Here is a 17694-nt window from a genome sequence, read left to right as displayed (position 1 = left end):
ATGAACAGATTAAGAAAACTTAAACATTTATTTCTAAACTATGTCGTTAGGGATAGGCGAAAGCCAGCCCAGAATCGACAGCACGTTGGTCAGAACCTTATGGTTCTCAGCATCTTTATCTTTTTCGTCTTTATTATCAACTTTGTGGTGATTATCGGGACAGACAGTAAGTTTGGTGTCGATTTGTCTACCCAGGCTGCTAAATCTTATAACACTAAGACCACGGTGGCTGCCAAGCGTGGGACGATTTACGACCGAAATGGAAATGTTTTGGCTGAGGATTCAACCAGTTATGCCATTTACGCTATCGTGTCGACCAGTTATGTATCAGCGACTCAAGAAAAACTCTATGTCCAAGATAGTCAGTTTGACAAGGTTGCTGATATTTTAAAGGATAAGCTAGGAATTGAAAAGAGTGATTCCTTGGCCCAATTGCGTACTAAGGGTGCCTACCAGGTTTCCTTTGGGCTAAAGGGGAAGGGAATTACCTACTCTGTTAAAGAAGAACTAGAAAAAGCCTTTAAAGATGCGGGAATTAAGGGGATGGCCTTTGAAGCAACAACGTCACGAATGTACCCTAATGGAACCTTCGCGTCAGAGTTTCTTGGTCGTGCCGAAGCTGTTGAAAATAAAAAAGACGGCTCATATTCTTTAATTGGTCAAACTGGTTTGGAGCGCTCGCTCAATAGCCTCTTGACTGGAACAGATGGAGAGGCCATCTATGAAAAGGATAAAAACGGTAATACGCTTCTAGGTACGGAAACCATTACCAAGGAAGCTATCGATGGTAAGAACATCTATACAACCTTGTCAGCGCCTCTCCAAACCTTCTTAGAAACGCAGATGGATACCTTTATGGAGCAGACGCAAGGTGTCAATGCTTCAGCGACAGTTGTCAATGCAAAAACAGGTGAAATTCTTGCGACGACACAACGTCCTACCTATAACTCTGATACCCTCGAAGGACAAGCCAAGAAAAGTTATGACTGGGTTAACCGACTTTATGAGGCCCAATATGAACCAGGGTCAACCATGAAGGTCATGCTCTTGTCATCGGCTATCAATAACGGAAGTTTCAATCCTAATGCGACCTATAGCAATGCCAACGGTATCAAGGTTGATGATGTTGAAATCAATGACTGGTCTATTAATGAAGGTATCTCGTCAGGCCGAACCATGTCATTTGCTCAAGGCTTCTCTTATTCAAGTAACGTTTTGATGACCATGTTGGAACAAGAGATGGGAGACAAGGTTTGGTCAAACTACCTATCACTCTATAAGTTTGGACTTCCAACCCGTTTTGGGATGGTAGGTGAATCTTCAGGGGTTGTCTCAAGAAACTCTGTGAATATTGCGCAATCATCCTTTGGACAAGGGATTTCAGTGACTCAGGTTCAGATGCTTCGTGCTTTTTCAGCTATCTCTAACAATGGTGTTATGTTGGAACCTCAATTTATCAAACAAGTTGCAGATGTTAACCAAGGCACTGTTCGTACGGCTAAGAAAGAAGTTATTGGTAAGCCAGTTTCCAAGCAGGCTGCTTCTGAGACCCGTAATTATATGATTTCTGTTGGTACAGACCCAGAGTTTGGTACCCTGTACAACAAGTCTGAAGGTTCGCCAATCATTAAGGTTGGTAACTATGATGTTGCGGTTAAGTCAGGAACAGCCCAAGTGGCCGATGAAAAAACAGGAACCTATAAAGTTGGGACCAACGAAACGCTCAACTCAGTTGTAGCTATGGTTCCTTCTGATGATCCACAATATGTTATGTATGTAACAGTTCAGGAACCTAAGACCTGGGATAATAATTTTTATGCGACGGTGGTTAACCCTGTCCTAGAAGAAGCTATGTCCATGGGTGATACGCTTGATACCTCTGTTTCTGAAGGTGGTGGAAAGACCGATGAAACGAGCTATCAAACCGGCGATATTATCGGTAAGAGTCCGGGCGAGACAGCTAACACCCTTCGTCAAAACTTGATTCATCCGATTGTTCTGGGTGTTGGTGATAAGATTGAGAAGGTTTCTGTAGATGCCAAAGCCAATATCAAGGCTAATGAACAGATTCTTATCATGACCAATGATTTCACAGAACTTCCAGACATGTATGGTTGGACCAAGAAGAACGTTGAAACCTTTGCCAAATGGAAAGGCATTAAAGTTACTTATAAGGGTGGCAAGTCAGGGACTGTTACCAAACAAAGTGTTGCGGCAGGAAAAGCCCTGTCTAAAACCAAGAAGATTACCATTACTTTAGGAGACTAAGATGACTATGAGTCTGATAGCAGGTGTGGCCGCCTTTGTGTTGACGGTGCTCGCCATGCCTCACTTTATTACTTACTACAAAATCAAGAAAATCGGTGGCCAACAAATGCATGAAGATGTGAAGCAGCATTTGGCTAAGGCTGGAACACCAACTATGGGAGGGACAGTCTTCCTAGTGGTTGCCATCTTGGTTAGCTTGATTTTCAACTTCCACGTCTTTAGCGAGGGACACCAAGCCTATGGTGCCACAGCGGGGATTCTCTTTGTCATTTTGATTTATGGAATCATCGGTTTCCTTGATGATTTCCTTAAGATTTTCCGTCAAATCAATGAGGGACTTAAACCTTGGCAAAAGATGGCCTTGCAGATTATTGCTGGTTTGCTTTTCTACTTTATCCACGTACTCCCTAGTGGGACAGATAGCCTAGCTATTGGTGGATTAACCATTCACCTCGGTGTCTTTTATGTTCTCTTTGTCCTATTCTGGATTGTTGGTTTCTCAAATGCTGTGAACTTGACAGACGGTATTGATGGTTTAGCTTCTATCTCTGTGGTTATCAGCTTGATTGCCTATGGAATTATCGCTTTTGTCAAGGGTGAGTTCGCTATCTTGACTATCATTATCACTATGATTGGGGCACTTCTTGGCTTCTTCGTCTTTAACCACAAGCCAGCCAAGGTCTTTATGGGAGATGTCGGTTCCTTGTCACTTGGGGCTATGCTTGCGGTTATCTCTATTGCCCTACGTGTAGAATGGACGCTACTCTTGATTGGTGTGGTTTATGTCTTTGAGACAGCTTCTGTCATGCTACAGGTCAGCTATTTCAAATACACTAAGCGTAAGTATGGAGAAGGCCGTCGTATCTTCCGTATGACACCATTTCACCATCACCTCGAATTGGGTGGTCTTTCAGGTAAGGGTGACAAATGGTCAGAGTGGAAGGTTGATGCTTTCCTTTGGACCGTTGGAGCGCTTGCAAGTGCCATTACCCTTTGGATGGTTCTTGGAAACGTTATGAAATAAATGAAAAGAGCAGAAATGCTCTTTTTTTGTTATAATGATAAGGATAGACTAGATAGAAAAGAAGTAAATAAATATGTCATTTAAAGATTTTAATTTTAAAACATTTATTCAGGAGGCTCTTGACGAGATTAAGTTTAAAGAGCCAACACCTGTTCAACAGAAATTGATTCCTGTAGTCCGTTCAGGTCGTGATTTGGTTGGTGAATCAAAGACGGGTTCAGGGAAGACACATACCTTCCTCTTGCCAATTTTTGAGAAACTAAATCCAAAGAGTGGTGATGTTCAGGTTGTTATTACAGCACCATCACGTGAATTGGCGACACAAATTTACCAAGCGACAAAACAAATTGCCAAACACTCTGAGACTGAAATTCGTGTGGTCAACTATGTGGGTGGTACAGACAAGCAACGTCAGATTGAGAAACTCAAGGTAGCACAACCTCATATTGTTATCGGGACACCAGGTCGTATTTATGACCTAGTTAAGTCTGGGGACTTGGCTATCCACAAGGCCCATACCTTTGTTGTTGACGAAGCTGATATGACCATGGATATGGGATTCTTGGATACTGTAGACAAGATTGCGGCAAGTCTGCCTAAGGAAGTTCAAATTTTGGTCTTCTCAGCAACCATTCCTCAAAAATTGCAACCATTCTTGAAGAAGTATTTGACCAATCCAGTCATGGAACAAATTAAAACTTCAACAGTTATTGCGGATACCATTGATAACTGGTTGGTATCTACCAAGGGTCGCAACAAGAATGAACAGATTCTTGAGATGCTTAAGGGGATGCAGCCTTATCTAGCAATGATTTTCGTTAATACCAAGGAACGTGCTGACGATTTGCACAGTTACCTAGTGTCAAATGGTCTTAAGGTTGCCAAAATTCACGGCGGTATTCCACCACGTGAACGTAAACGTATCATGAATCAAGTTAAGAAGCTTGAGTTTGAGTATATAGTAGCGACTGACCTTGCAGCGCGTGGGATTGACATTGAAGGGGTTAGCCATGTAATCAATGACGTCATCCCTCAAGACTTGTCCTTTTTTGTTCACCGTGTGGGACGTACTGGACGTAATGGCTTGTCAGGAACAGCCATCACCCTCTATCAACCAAGTGATGACTCAGATATTCGTGAGCTTGAAAAGATGGGGATTACCTTTGAGCCGAAAGTCTATAAGGACGGCGAGTTTCAAGATACCTATGACCGTGACCGTCGTGCCAACCGTGAAAAAGCCTATCAAAAACTTGATACGGAAATGATTGGTTTGGTTAAGAAGAAAAAGAAAAAAATCAAGCCTGGCTACAAGAAGAAAATTCAGTGGAAGGTTGACGAAAAACGCAAACGTGAACGCCGTGCAGCTAACCGTGCTAAGGGACGTGCTGAGCGTAAAGCTAAGAAGCAAAGTTTCTAAGTATTGGCTTCTAGGTGAGAGCAAATTTTAATTTAAAAATTCAAGAGGTTGAAACCAAAGTGTTTCAGCTTTTTTGATTATTATCAAACTTTTTGGAAACTCAAAAGACCTTATTTAGTTTGAAGATATATTTTTCTTTTGAGCCTAAGGTCTCAAAACTTCCCAACGCTTATGACTACAAAGTCTTAGTCGTCATTATCACAGTGACAAGTCTCAGTATATGCTCACTACACTCGCAAAATAATTGGCTGTCTTAAGAACTGAAACTATGACAGATTTTAAATAGTTTTATCACAGCCATTTTTAAGAAGCTTTCCGTTTAAAGTAAAATAATGTGTAAGTTTGAGGTTATTAGTTGAGTCAACTCTCAAAATCAGGTAGTGACATTTATGTCACTACTTTTTTGTTGGCTTTCTATCTATAATACAATCATAGCTTTTGAGAAAAGGCTAAAAAATATTTTAAAGGAGGTTGTTTTAATGACGACACAAATCATTAACAATTTTAACTCACTTAATTCCGAAGATCTTTCTACTGTTAAGGGTGGAGCATGTAGTTTTTGGGGAGCTACAGCTGCCGTAGGCGTCGGGGCTGTTGGAGGAGCCATTAAAGGTGGTATTCAAACAGGTACTTGGCAAGGTGCAGCCTTAAAGGGTATTGGTTATGGTATTAAAGATGGGATTACTTATGGACTTATTTGTCGTTATTAGGCGATTACTGAGTCAATTTTTTGGCCAAATAGTACTTGCGCTACTAATTTATGGGCTTATATTCTTTGCTTGGCAACACTTTAGAGGAGAAATTTTCTCAATTGTGTGCATCTATGTCAGTATATCCCTAGCAGATGACGTCTATCATCTCGCAGAAGAATATGTTAAAAAGAAAGTTAACTAGGAATACGTTCCTGTTTGAAAAATAGCATGTAAAAACTTGGCAAAATGATTGTCAAGTTTTTTTATAGCAAAAGTGCTACAATAGGAGTCATGAAAGACACGATTCGAATTCTTCATATCAATGATTTACACTCTCATTTTGAACAGTATCCACAACTCAAGCGAGCCGTGGATGATTTGAGTCAGACGGATAGAGAGCTGATTAAGGTAGATCTTGGGGACAATGTGGATAAGTCCCATCCCCTATCTGATGCGACAGCTGGGCGTTTTAATGTAGCCATGATGAATGAGTTGGGGATAGACTATGCGACTATTGGAAATAATGAGGGGATTGGTCTAGCTAAGAATGAGCTAGACTGTCTTTATGAGCAAGCTGATTTTCAACCTATCATAGGAAATCTCAAGGATAAGGGGAGACAGCCTGAATGGGCCAAGCCCTATCTTATCCACAAAACTAAAGTAGGTACAAAAATTGCTTTCTTGGCCTATACCTTTCCCTATTACATTACCTATGCTCCCAACGGTTGGGAGGTTTTGAATCCACTCACGCAGTTGGAAGAGGATTTGGCTCGCCCTGAGGTAAAGGATGCAGACATAGTCGTCGTTCTTAGTCATCTAGGTGTTCGTTATGATGAGCAGATTGCAGAGACTTACCCTCAGGTGAATCTTATTATCGGGAGTCACACGCATCACCTTTTTGAAGAGGGCAAGTTGATTAATGAGACTTATTTGGCAGCTGCTGACAGATATGGTTATTATCTTGGCTGTATTGATCTTACTGTGAAAAATGGACAATTGATAGAGTGTCAGATTGAGGCTATCCCCACCAAGTCCTATATCTTGGATTTAGACAAGGAGGACGAAACCTTTATCAAGGCTATGCGTGAGGAAGGCCATCGTCGTTTAGCTCAGAAAAAAGTAGCTAATCTAGGTCGAGAACTAGATTTTGATGAGACCTGCCAATTGGTTTTACAGGCTGTTTGTCAGGAGACCGATAGCCAGTTAACGCTTTTGAATACTGGACTTATCATGAAGACTTTAGGTCCTCAAGTGACCATGGCAGACCTTCAAGAAGCCCTTCCCCATCAGATGCGGATGGCGCGTCTAGTCGTGACAGGACAAGAACTCAAGGAAATCTGTCGTGAAGTTTTTACCAAGGCTGAACTCCTTAAAAACCAAGCTATTAAAGGTATGGGATTTAGAGGGAAGACATTTGGTGAAGTAATTACGGGGAATTTTGCTTACAAAAACGGTAATTTGTTGTATAATAGAAGGGTTGTAGATTCCAATGAGAAGTTTAGTTTGGTCCTTGTGGATCAGTACTACTTTGCTTCTTACTTCCCTACAATCAAGGAAAAGGAGGTCACTCTTCTTTTTCCGGATTTGTTAAGGGAACTTGTGGCCAAGTATTTAAGAAAAAATGGTGCCAATTGGGATAAGATATAGAGACATTATTACAGCATCAGGATAGAAAATAAGAGAGAGCAGAAAGGATGGCACATGCGTAAAGAAATCTTGCCAGAAATGTTTAATTATAATAAATATCCAGGGCCAGACTTTGTGTATGTGGCTGACCTTCTGAAATCAGATGCCTGTCAGTTTACGGTTCTTGAAAATCACAAGGATGCTTTAGACGCTACCCGCTTTAGGCAACGTTTTTCTGAAATCATGCTCAAGTATGATTATATTGTTGGGGACTGGTCTAATGACCAGCTTCGCCTTAAGGGATTTTACGAGGACGAGCGCCCTAATACGCGTAAGACAGACCGCATTAGCCGATTGTCAGAGTATTTACGTGAATACTGTGCCTTTGGTTGTGCCTACTTTATTTTGAAAAATGAAGAGCCGCAATTAATTGTCTTTGAAGAGGAGACTGAGCCTCGTCGCAAGCGCCGTCGTTCTAATAATCGTCGTCATTCTTCTCAGGAATCTAGAGATAGAGAGCACAATGCTTCTCAAAAGAATAAGGGGCAAAAAGCTTCTGCTAAGCAAAAGCCAGACAAGTCCAAACGAAGAGATAGGGATCAAGAGGGCCCAAGCTTTGAGAAAATCAAGCGTCGTCCTAAGTTTAAATCTAGATCCGAGGACGGTGGCCGTGAGCGTAAGTCTAACTTCAAGAAGAGTCAGAAGCAAGCTCCAAAATCTAAAGGTCAAAACACCCCATCGAAGAAACAAAGCCAGACCAAGTCAGATGGTCAGCATTTTACAATCAGAAAAAAAGGAAATTAAACTATGTCAGAAGTAACAACACAAGCAAAACCAGAACGCCGTAAACGTCAGAAGTTAGAGGATATGGAAGGCTACAAACCTTCTATTTATGGTCTTACTCGTGATGAGTTGATCGACTGGGCTATGGAACACGGTGAAAAGAAATTCCGTGCGACTCAAATTTGGGATTGGCTCTACAAGAAGCGTGTGCAGTCTTTCGAAGAAATGACCAACATTTCTAAAGATTTCATTGCCAAGTTGAATGAGAATTTCTGCGTAAACCCATTGAAACAACGTATCGTTCAAGAATCTAAAGATGGTACAGTTAAGTATCTTTTTGAATTGCCAGATGGTATGTTGATTGAGACTGTTTTGATGCGTCAACACTACGGTTTGTCTGTCTGTGTGACAACTCAGGTTGGATGTAACATCGGTTGTACTTTCTGTGCCAGTGGTTTGATTAAGAAACAACGTGACTTGACTGCTGGTGAGATTGTGGCACAAATCATGTTGGTACAAAAATATTTTGATGACCGTGGCGATGGTGAACGTGTCAGCCACGTGGTTGTTATGGGTATCGGTGAGCCATTTGATAACTATGACAATGTGCTTCGTTTCTTGCGTACTATTAACAATGACAATGGTCTTGCTATTGGAGCGCGTCACATTACAGTGTCAACATCTGGTTTGGCACCAAAAATTAAGGAATTTGCTAACGAAGGTGTTCAAGTTAACCTTGCCGTATCACTTCACGCGCCTAACAATGACCTTCGTTCAAGCATCATGCGTATTAACCGCTCATTCCCACTTGAAAAACTCTTTGAAGCGATCGAGTATTACATCCAGACAACCAACCGTCGTGTAACTTTTGAGTACATCATGCTTAATGAGGTCAATGACCACCCTGAAAACGCTCAAGAGTTGGCTGATTTGACTAAGAAAATCCGTAAGTTGTCATACATCAACTTGATTCCATATAACCCAGTATCAGAGCACGACCAATATAGTCGTTCAACCAAGGAACGTGTGGCGGCCTTCTACGATGTGCTCAAGAAAAACGGGGTTAACTGTGTCGTTCGTCAAGAACACGGTACAGATATCGATGCTGCTTGTGGACAATTGCGTTCAAACACTATGAAACGCGACCGTCAAAAAGCAGTGGCAGATGCTTCTGGTAAATCAGAAGGTAAGTAAGATGTTTCAGCTTAAGACTTGGGTAGATAAGGACGGAGAACTAACACCAAAAGGAAGAAAGGTAAGCCAAGTTTTGGTCTGTGCTTATCTCCTTTGTTTAGTGCTCCTATGTTGGACACCCCAGTACGGGCTAGTTGAAGGTGTTGAAACCCCTGGTATTCAACATTTTGGTCGTGTAGTGGTCCTATTAACCCCATTCAATAGTTTGACCAACTTTTATCAGCTGGATAGTCTTAAAGAGATTGTCTTTGTGCTTGGGCAAAATGTGACCAACATTTTCTTGCTGAGTCCGCTGATTTTAGGGCTTTTAGCCTTGTATCCAAGATTCAGGTCTTGGAAAAAGGTCCTTTTAGCGACCTTTGTCATGTCTTTGACGATTGAGGTTGGACAAGTCATTCTAGACCTTCTCATTGATGCTAATCGTGTCTTTGAGTTAGATGATTTATGGACCAATACTTTAGGAGGTTTGCTGGCACTAGGTGTCTACCGACTTCTTGTAAAACTGATTCAAACGCATTTTAAAGAGTAAAAAACCTGGGAGCTTACGCGTCCCAGGTTTCACTTATTTTCTATCATACAAATACAACATATTCAAAAGAGGGAAAAATGAATAAACACGTTTGGAGAAATAATGAAACACTTAATGATGACAGTAGTCACCGTATTAACGTTAGGAGTAACAATGACGATGGTTAAGGCAGATACTTATCAAAGTGGCCGTGATGCCGATATCATGCGAGAAAGAGGACAGGTTTGGAATTATTCTGAGTCTAAGAGAGAGCCTCAATTAGCTAACTACAACACCGATGGTCGCTATCTCAGTGAGGCAACTAACTTTGAATTGTACAATTTTGTCAGAGAGTATAAGACATCTGATGAAATCAGACGCATTTGGAACCCCAAGAAGGACGAATCAGTTATCCACGATAAGGATAGCTACTCTATTGATGATGGGCACAAGGTCTATAATTTTGACTCCTTTGCTTATCAATTGCCAGAGTCTACTGATTTTGGGAAATTGACTTATATTGGTTACTTTCAGTTAGAAGATGGCACAATCTATCGCTATTGGAAGTAACCTTATCATACGAGACTTATACGAGGTCTATTATTAACCATTTGTAAGGATAGGGGGAATCACTTGTTTTTTAAAGAATCAATCATTGCAAAACTTTGGTGGTTTTTCAAGTTAGAAAAACGCCGGTATATTGTCGGGATTTTGGCACTGAGTCTGGTTTCGTTACTCAATCTGATTCCTCCTATGGTTATGGGGCGGGTCATTGATGCTATTACATCGGGAAAATTGACCAATCAGATCTTGCTTTTGAATCTTGTGTATTTGCTTTTGGCAGCTTTAGGAATGTACTATTTGCGCTATGTTTGGCGGATGTATATCTTGGCGACCTCTTATCGCTTGGGTCAGATTATGAGGTCACGCCTTTTTGAGCATTTTACCAAGATGTCGCCTTCTTTTTACCAGAAGTACCGAACAGGGGACCTCATGGCTCATGCAACCAATGATATTAACTCTTTAACCCGTTTGGCTGGTGGGGGTGTCATGTCAGCTGTAGATGCGTCTATCACAGCCTTGGTAACCTTAATCACCATGTTCTTCAGCATTTCCTGGCAGATGACCCTGGTGGCTGTCTTACCCCTACCCTTCATGGCCTTTGCGACTAGTCGTTTGGGACGCAAGACCCATAAAGCTTTTGGAGAATCCCAGGCAGCCTTTTCAGAACTTAATAATAAGGTTCAGGAGTCGGTATCAGGGATTAAGGTAACAAAGTCTTTTGGCTATCAGGAGGCTGAGCTTCAGTCCTTCCAAGAGACCAATAAGATGACTTTTAAAAAGAATATGCATACCATGAAGTATGACAGCCTTTTTGATCCTTTGGTCTTGCTCTTTGTTGGCTCATCTTATGTTTTAACCCTTCTTGTCGGGGCCTTTATGATTCAGGCTAATCAGATAACGGTCGGAAATTTAGTAACCTTCATTACCTATTTGGATATGTTGGTTTGGCCTTTGATGGCCATTGGTTTCCTCTTTAATATCACACAGAGGGGAAATGTATCCTACCAACGTATTGAAAATCTTCTGGAGCAGGAATCAGATGTTCAAGATCCTGCACATCCTCTCCCAAGTATCGAAAATGGTCGCTTAGAATATGCGATTGACCGCTTTGCTTTTGAGGATGAGGATACTTTGCGAGATATTCATTTCACCTTGGACAAGGGCCAAACCCTTGGTTTGGTTGGACAGACTGGCTCAGGAAAGACGGCCCTTGTCAAGTTGCTCTTGCGGGAGCACGATGTTAATCAAGGAGCCATCTATTTAAATGGCCATGACATCAGAGACTATCGCCTATCAGACTTGCGTAGCTTGATGGGGTATGTTCCTCAAGACCAGTTTCTCTTTGCCAGTTCCATTTTAGACAATGTTCGTTTTGGTAATCCTGACCTCGCCTTTGAAAAGGTGGAAGAAGCGACTAAGTTGGCTCAAGTTTATGAGGATATCAAAGCTATGCCTGAAGGCTTTGAAACAATCATTGGTGAAAAGGGTGTCAGCCTATCAGGTGGTCAAAAACAACGTCTGGCCATGAGTCGGGCTATGATTCTGGATCCAGATATTTTGATTTTGGACGACTCCCTATCTGCGGTTGATGCCAAGACAGAACATGCCATTATTGATAATCTCAAGCATACCCGCAAGGACAAGACGACGATCATTACCGCCCATCGTCTTAGTGCGGTGGTGCACGCTGACCTCATCTTAGTCATGCAAAATGGTCGTATCATTGAACGGGGCCGTCATGAGGACTTACTAGCTCAGGGTGGTTGGTATGCCAAGACCTATGAGTCTCAACAGTTAGAAATGGAAGGAGGAGAAGTTGATGCCTAATCAAAACCAATGGTCTGTGTTTAAGCGTCTCTTGACTTATCTCAAGCCTTACAAATTCTTGACCTTTCTAGCTTTGACCTTCCTCTTGTCCACTACGGTTATCAAGAGTATCATTCCCCTTGTGGCCTCTTATTTTATTGACCACTATCTGCATGATGTGAATCAGGCGGCAAGCTTGATTCTGATTGGTTACTATGGGCTTTATCTCTTGCAGACGCTAGTCCAGTATTTGGGAAATCTCTTTTTTGCGCGTGTGTCCTACAGTATTGTCAGGGATATTCGTCGAGATGCCTTTGCCAATATGGAGAAACTAGGTATGTCTTACTTTGACAAAACTCCAGCAGGCTCTATCGTTTCCCGCTTGACCAATGATACAGAGACTATTAGCGAGATGTTCTCAGGGATTCTGTCTAGCTTTATTTCGGCTATTTTTATCTTTGTTACCACCCTTTACACCATGATGATCTTGGACATTCGTCTGACCGGGCTTATTGTGCTCTTTCTTCCTCTGATTGTTCTTTTGGTTAATCTCTACCGCAAAAAATCAGTGGTCATCATTGAAAAGACCAGAGCCTTGCTTTCAGATATAAATGCCAAACTGTCAGAGAGTATCGAAGGGATTCGCATCATTCAGGCCTTTAACCAAGAGAAACGTCTCAAAAAAGAGTTTGATGCCATTAATGAGGAACACCTGATTTACGCCAGCCGTTCCATGTCACTGGATTCTCTCTTTCTACGCCCAGCCATGAGTTTACTGAAGCTTCTGGGCTACGCTGTTCTCATGGCCTACTTTGGCTACCGAGGTATCTATTTGGGCATAACAGCAGGGACCATGTATGCCTTTATCCAGTATATTAACCGCCTCTTTGATCCCTTGATTGAAGTGACACAAAACTTCTCAACCTTGCAAACTTCTATGGTCTCAGCAGGTCGGGTCTTTGCCTTGATTGACGAGCGTACCTATGAGCCTGAACAGAGAGACACAGATGCTAAGGTTACCGAGGGGAACATTCGCTTTGAAAATGTCTCTTTCTCCTATGATGGTAAACACCAGATTTTAGATAACATATCCTTCTCTGTCAATAAAGGTGAAACCATCGCTTTTGTCGGTTCCACAGGTTCTGGAAAATCCTCTATTATCAACGTTTTCATGCGTTTTTATGAGTTCCAATCAGGGCGAGTTCTTCTTGATGGTGTAGATATTCGCGATTATAGTCAGGCAGAGCTGCGTAAGAACATTGGTCTTGTCCTTCAGGAACCCTTTCTCTATCATGGTACAATCAAATCCAATATTGCCATGTATCAAGATTTAATTGATGAAGAGATCAAAGCCGCTGCTGAGTTTGTGGATGCCAACCACTTTATCGACAAACTTCCAGAAGGTTATGATGCTCCAGTTTCCGAAAGAGGTTCAAGTTTTTCAACCGGTCAACGTCAGCTTCTAGCCTTTGCTAGGACCGTTGCTAGTCAGCCTAAAATCTTGATTTTGGATGAAGCGACAGCCAATATTGATTCGGAGACAGAGGCTATTGTTCAAAACTCTCTAGCAAAAATGCGTCAAGGACGTACAACCATTGCCATTGCCCACCGCCTATCGACTATCCAAGATGCCAACTGCATCTATGTCCTAGACAAGGGTCGCATCATCGAACACGGTAGCCATGAGGAGCTCCTAGCCCTCGGTGGTACTTACCACAAGATGTACAGCCTACAAGCAGGTGCAATGGAAGGAGAGTAAGTTAGTCTAGACCATAGATTCTATATTCGAAAAGATTTCTTAAAAATCAAAATCGAGTAGTGACATTTATGTCACTACTTTTTTGTCGGCTTGCAACCTATAATAAAATCATAGCTTGAGAGAAAAAGCTAAAAAATAATATTTTAGGAGGTTGTTAGAATGACAACACAAACAATGAACAATTTTGAAACACTCGATCTCAAGGCACTTGCAAACGTTGAAGGTGGCGGATGGGTTAAGTGTTATGCCGGCACAATTGGCTCTGCTCTAGTAGGATCAGCAGGAGGCCCAGTAGGTTACTGGGGAGGAGCTTTAGTTGGTTACGCTACATTCTGCTAATATTTAGGTGACCCTATGCTTAAAGATAAAAAAATGTATTTACTAGCAATTTTCCTTTTAGGATTTGGCATTGCTAACCTTTTTAGAAATTTAGATTTTGTTCATCATATCATTAATTTGGTAGGGTTGGCATTAATCACTTTTAGTTTGATTTTTAGTAAATGGGAGCGACTCAAAAAATAGAAGTATTCCTGTGAGTGGTCACCTAGGTACTAAATTAGTTCTGTCAATTGAGGAATAATATTTTGGGATATTGCTTCTCTGACATAAATCAGAAGCATTTGAAATGTAGAGTTCTTAAAACACAAAATCGAGTAGTGACATTTATGTCACTACTTTTTTGTTGGCTACCACCCTATAATAAAATCATAGCTTGAGAGAAAAAGCTAAAAATAATTTAGGAGGTTGTTAGAATGACAAGGCAAACAAATAACACTTTTGAAACACTCGATCTCGAGGCACTTGCAAACGTTGAAGGTGGTGATGGATTATGTTTGATTTGAAAAGTTATATTTTAGGGATGGTTTTCATGGCTGTGATGAGTTTTTTAGATAAGCCTATTCTGTCATTTCTTGAAAAACACAAAGTTACCAATTCCGCTAAAAAGAAATCCTAATTGAGATACCTTGTCAATTGCTAGTCTGTGAATAGCTTGAACACAGAACGCTAAAAACACTTTAAGGAGAAAAGTATGTTTAAAAACTCAAAACCGTATTTACTGGCTACCATTCTCATCGGAATGGGCCTCGCTAATCTATTTAGAAGTTTGGATGCAGTCCACCATACCATTAACTTGTTGGGGCTAACCTTGCTTCTTTATAGTCTCCTTTTTAAAAAATGGGCACAGTTTAAAAAGTAACTTGTGGCCCCTTTGAACGTGAGGTGCTTGCAAATGCTTATTTTTGATGTTCCCGAAGTAAAATTATTCTTGCTAATGATAGCGGAGATTGTATTATATTTGATTGCTTTTCTTTGTAATAGAAAAAACAAAGATATGTATATTCGCTTATTTAAAGTATCAGTACTAATGACGCTATTGTATTACATCTCCAGTAGAATTTAATCGCTAAGGTCTTTTTTGAGATCTTACAGCAGTATAAAAAAATACAGAAAGGAATAGAGTTTAATGTAATAGCTTATTCAGTTTACAAGACTGACTGAGGTTATTCATAGCTTAATTGTTTTATCATGAAGTTAAAGAATATTAGTTCGAGAGTGTTGCGATTTTTTAGGACAATCACTGCTACCTTGGCAGTTTTCCTTATAAGTATCAGTATTTCTCTCTATAAGAGCAAGACTTCGCCAGAGATTTGGTTAGCAGTCGGAGCACTAGCTTTAGTAGTCATTTTTGTTAATGGACTGCTCTACTGTATTCTTAAGAAGCGTCCAGATTCAGTAAATCCGTTAACAATACGGCAGTCCTTCCTTGTCTTTCTTGTCATCTCATTGCTAGTGCTTTGTGTAGAGTTTTACACATTACTAACATTCAGTGATACCACAGACCGTATAGTACTAGCCGTATTAATGCTTTTGTTAATCCTCTGTGATTTTCTAGCTTACTTGCAAGTCAAAAGATATTTTAAAAGATAGAAAATATAGTAACTGTTTGTGACATTATTCAATTTACGTTGCATAAAAGTGTTATAATAAGAAAGTGATTAATGAAACATGTGAAAATTAGAGTGAATTTCCAATGTTTGAAGGATAGTCTTCTATCGTATAGACAAAACTTGCAGGGGCTGGGTCTTCAAAAAATGTCATGAAAGGAGGATTACTATTTGAAACAATCACTTATTTCTAGAAAATATATTAAATTTATCGTGCAAGTTATTTTGGCTGTCTGTATTCAATGTGTGATAATATTTTTCTGGCATCAAGAAAGGACATTTTTATTTTACACCTTGTCACTCTATGTTTCTTTATCGCTCTCTGATGATCTTAGTCAGTTGATTTTTAGAAACGATAAGTGATGTATTTGTTTTAAGCAGCATGGAAAGTGACAGATTCGTGTCTTTAGCCATGCTAGATTCAGAATAATAGCCAATCATTCTTTAGATAACGCCCTAGTAGTTTATGTAAATGACTCTAGTAGAAAAGGAATTACTATGGTGATATTACAAAAATTTAGTTCTGCTGTGTTACGTTCGTTACGTTTCCTATCAGCAATCCTAGGAGTAGTCATTTGGAATATAGCTTTAAATGCTCTATCTAGTCAGCATCCAATCTGGATTTGGCTACCATTCGGGACATATAGCCACTTTTTGGGACGCTGGCTTTTAAATGACTATCAGGGTGCTATACTAAAGATGTGATTGAAAAATTAGTTGAAAGAAATAAGGAGGTTTTCTTAATGACAGGACTTAAATGGTTTGCAGGAGGCAAAGAGAGACGAGAACAAGCAGTAGCTATCATCGATGAAGTAATTGAAACGATTGGAGATAAGCCAGATTATGCTGATTTGAAGCAGGTCCTGAACTCCTACCGAACGGAACTTGCAGATTCTCGTTCAGCCACTCCCTATATCTTAAGCAGGATGTCACTGGAAATATCCGAAGTGGTCAGAAAGAACCAGCTAACCTTGTCTCCCTTTATCGAGGAGCGAATGGCAGAGTTGCGAAAATTGCTAGCGATTCGTTATGGCTATTGATGTCATTAGGGAGGATTTCTTGGTTTTAAGGTTGAGTTGTCCATTGAGAAAAGGAAGATGGGGCAAAAAGGTTCTTTTCCAACCTGTTGAGGAGCAGAGAAAGACCCTTAAGTTCTAGTTATGATTATGCCAAGCGGACAAGTGATTGTGATGAAAGGAGAGTGCGATGCCTTATCTTAACCGACTTCGTTCAGGAACGTTACTTTATTTACGACTCATGGTTGTTGCCTTTGGTTTGATATGTGGAAATATTGGTTTAGAATTATTATATAATGGTTCTTCTTTCTTATTTTGGCTGCCTCTGGCATTGCTATCAATCTTTTGCTTGTGTTGCCATTGTTGATTAAGCGAGAGCTTGACCGTCGTCCACTTGAAGAACGACAGTTTACTCTTAAACAAATTTACGCTGGCATGGGCTTGGCACATTTGGCTATTATTTTAGCTGGTATTTATCGTTTGCTGACGGTGAGAGATGCCGAATGGAGCTTAATCATTATTGTTGTGATTGTTTTGGATATTTGTTTACTAGCTTTTCTGACACCTAGAGTGCTTAAAATCATTAAACAAAGTGAACGAGGTTAGAATCGCAGTTTATGATAGACGTGCTTATAAAGATAGCGAGGCTGTAAGTGCTTATCTATGCTTTGGTAACTTTCTAGGTATTGTAAAAACTTTCTGTTTGAGAGAAGTGTGAGGTTTAAGTTTTATGTCAAAAAATCTACGTGCCCTTACGGCCATTGTTTTGTCCCAATTACTTATTGAGTGGATGGGATTCTTTTTAGGTATTCCTCTAAGTAAGATTCTGGTTTTAACAGTACTTAGCAGTCTAGTAGAGATCTTGATGCATCTTTTCCTAAGTAAAAAATCTAAAGTTACTTTGGGTGATAAAGAGATATGGCATCAATACTTTTTATTCGTTAAGAAGACGCTGTGGTTCTCTATTTTATTAGTTGCAATTTTTCTTTTTTATTCGATAATCAAATCTGATAGCTTTATGCTCTATTTTTACTGGCATATCTTTGTATTATTCCATTGTCTTGGATATATCATTTGTTTAAATAACATTA

At 40.4% G+C, this 17694-nt stretch carries 18 protein-coding genes; all 18 read left to right on the top strand.

Going from position 1 to position 17694, the window contains the following annotated elements:
- The 18 genes from pbp2X (at position 1) to NYE32_RS08360 (ending at position 17209) form a co-directional block, all read left to right on the top strand.
- Complete coding sequence (gene pbp2X / locus NYE32_RS08445; protein ID WP_037602531.1) at positions 1 to 2268, top strand: penicillin-binding protein PBP2X; 2268 nt, start codon at positions 1 to 3, stop codon at positions 2266 to 2268.
- A gap of 1 nt (position 2269) precedes the next feature.
- A complete protein-coding gene (gene mraY, locus NYE32_RS08440) occupies positions 2270 to 3292 on the top strand; it encodes a phospho-N-acetylmuramoyl-pentapeptide-transferase (protein ID WP_198463631.1) in 1023 nt (340 codons plus the stop codon).
- Positions 3293 to 3365: 73 nt separating this feature from the next.
- Positions 3366 to 4709, top strand: coding sequence for a DEAD/DEAH box helicase (locus NYE32_RS08435; protein ID WP_339156988.1), 1344 nt, complete (start codon positions 3366 to 3368; stop codon positions 4707 to 4709).
- Positions 4710 to 5188: 479 nt separating this feature from the next.
- A complete protein-coding gene (locus NYE32_RS08430; RefSeq protein WP_002884558.1) occupies positions 5189 to 5419 on the top strand; it encodes a Blp family class II bacteriocin in 231 nt (76 codons plus the stop codon).
- A 273-nt stretch (positions 5420 to 5692) separates the two neighbouring features.
- Positions 5693 to 7048 carry a metallophosphatase gene (locus NYE32_RS08425; protein ID WP_227071962.1) on the top strand — a complete coding sequence of 452 codons (1356 nt, stop codon included), beginning with the start codon at positions 5693 to 5695 and terminating at the stop codon, positions 7046 to 7048.
- Between the two features lie 54 nt (positions 7049 to 7102).
- On the top strand, positions 7103 to 7831 hold the full coding sequence (locus NYE32_RS08420; protein WP_155198274.1) for a YutD family protein: 729 nt from the start codon (positions 7103 to 7105) through the stop codon (positions 7829 to 7831).
- 63 nt (positions 7832 to 7894) lie between these two features.
- Positions 7895 to 9004, top strand: coding sequence for a 23S rRNA (adenine(2503)-C(2))-methyltransferase RlmN (gene rlmN, locus NYE32_RS08415; RefSeq protein ID WP_155198322.1), 1110 nt, complete (start codon positions 7895 to 7897; stop codon positions 9002 to 9004).
- A 1-nt stretch (position 9005) separates the two neighbouring features.
- The gene (locus tag NYE32_RS08410) at positions 9006 to 9533 is read left to right on the top strand and encodes a VanZ family protein (RefSeq protein ID WP_155198273.1); all 528 of its coding nucleotides are present in this window, start codon (positions 9006 to 9008) and stop codon (positions 9531 to 9533) included.
- 153 nt (positions 9534 to 9686) lie between these two features.
- The gene (locus tag NYE32_RS08405; RefSeq protein ID WP_048790204.1) at positions 9687 to 10082 is read left to right on the top strand and encodes a hypothetical protein; all 396 of its coding nucleotides are present in this window, start codon (positions 9687 to 9689) and stop codon (positions 10080 to 10082) included.
- A gap of 63 nt (positions 10083 to 10145) precedes the next feature.
- The gene (locus NYE32_RS08400; RefSeq protein WP_339156987.1) at positions 10146 to 11903 is read left to right on the top strand and encodes an ABC transporter transmembrane domain-containing protein; all 1758 of its coding nucleotides are present in this window, start codon (positions 10146 to 10148) and stop codon (positions 11901 to 11903) included.
- Positions 11896 to 13641 carry an ABC transporter ATP-binding protein gene (locus NYE32_RS08395; protein WP_339156986.1) on the top strand — a complete coding sequence of 582 codons (1746 nt, stop codon included), beginning with the start codon at positions 11896 to 11898 and terminating at the stop codon, positions 13639 to 13641. The genes NYE32_RS08400 and NYE32_RS08395 overlap by 8 nt, the downstream gene beginning before the upstream one ends.
- A 159-nt stretch (positions 13642 to 13800) precedes the next feature.
- On the top strand, positions 13801 to 13980 hold the full coding sequence (locus NYE32_RS08390; protein ID WP_339156985.1) for a Blp family class II bacteriocin: 180 nt from the start codon (positions 13801 to 13803) through the stop codon (positions 13978 to 13980).
- Between the two features lie 15 nt (positions 13981 to 13995).
- A complete protein-coding gene (locus NYE32_RS08385; RefSeq protein ID WP_339156984.1) occupies positions 13996 to 14163 on the top strand; it encodes a hypothetical protein in 168 nt (55 codons plus the stop codon).
- A gap of 230 nt (positions 14164 to 14393) precedes the next feature.
- Positions 14394 to 14483: a ComC/BlpC family leader-containing pheromone/bacteriocin gene (locus tag NYE32_RS08380; protein WP_155718521.1), complete on the top strand. Its 90-nt coding sequence runs from the start codon at positions 14394 to 14396 to the stop codon at positions 14481 to 14483.
- Between the two features lie 188 nt (positions 14484 to 14671).
- Positions 14672 to 14839, top strand: a complete 168-nt coding sequence (locus NYE32_RS08375) for a hypothetical protein (protein WP_002884432.1) — start codon at positions 14672 to 14674, stop codon at positions 14837 to 14839.
- Positions 14840 to 15168: 329 nt separating this feature from the next.
- Entirely contained in the window at positions 15169 to 15570 is a 402-nt protein-coding gene (locus NYE32_RS08370) for a hypothetical protein (protein ID WP_156685228.1), read from the top strand.
- A gap of 760 nt (positions 15571 to 16330) precedes the next feature.
- Positions 16331 to 16627, top strand: a complete 297-nt coding sequence (locus NYE32_RS08365) for a bacteriocin immunity protein (RefSeq protein ID WP_073686168.1) — start codon at positions 16331 to 16333, stop codon at positions 16625 to 16627.
- Positions 16628 to 16918: 291 nt separating this feature from the next.
- Positions 16919 to 17209: a hypothetical protein gene (locus NYE32_RS08360; RefSeq protein ID WP_073686167.1), complete on the top strand. Its 291-nt coding sequence runs from the start codon at positions 16919 to 16921 to the stop codon at positions 17207 to 17209.
- Positions 17210 to 17694: the final 485 nt, after the last annotated feature.

Source organism: Streptococcus sp. FSL R7-0248, from assembly GCF_037967965.1.
Classification (GTDB): Bacteria; Bacillota; Bacilli; order Lactobacillales; family Streptococcaceae; genus Streptococcus.
This window is presented reverse-complemented; position numbering and strand designations above follow the sequence as displayed.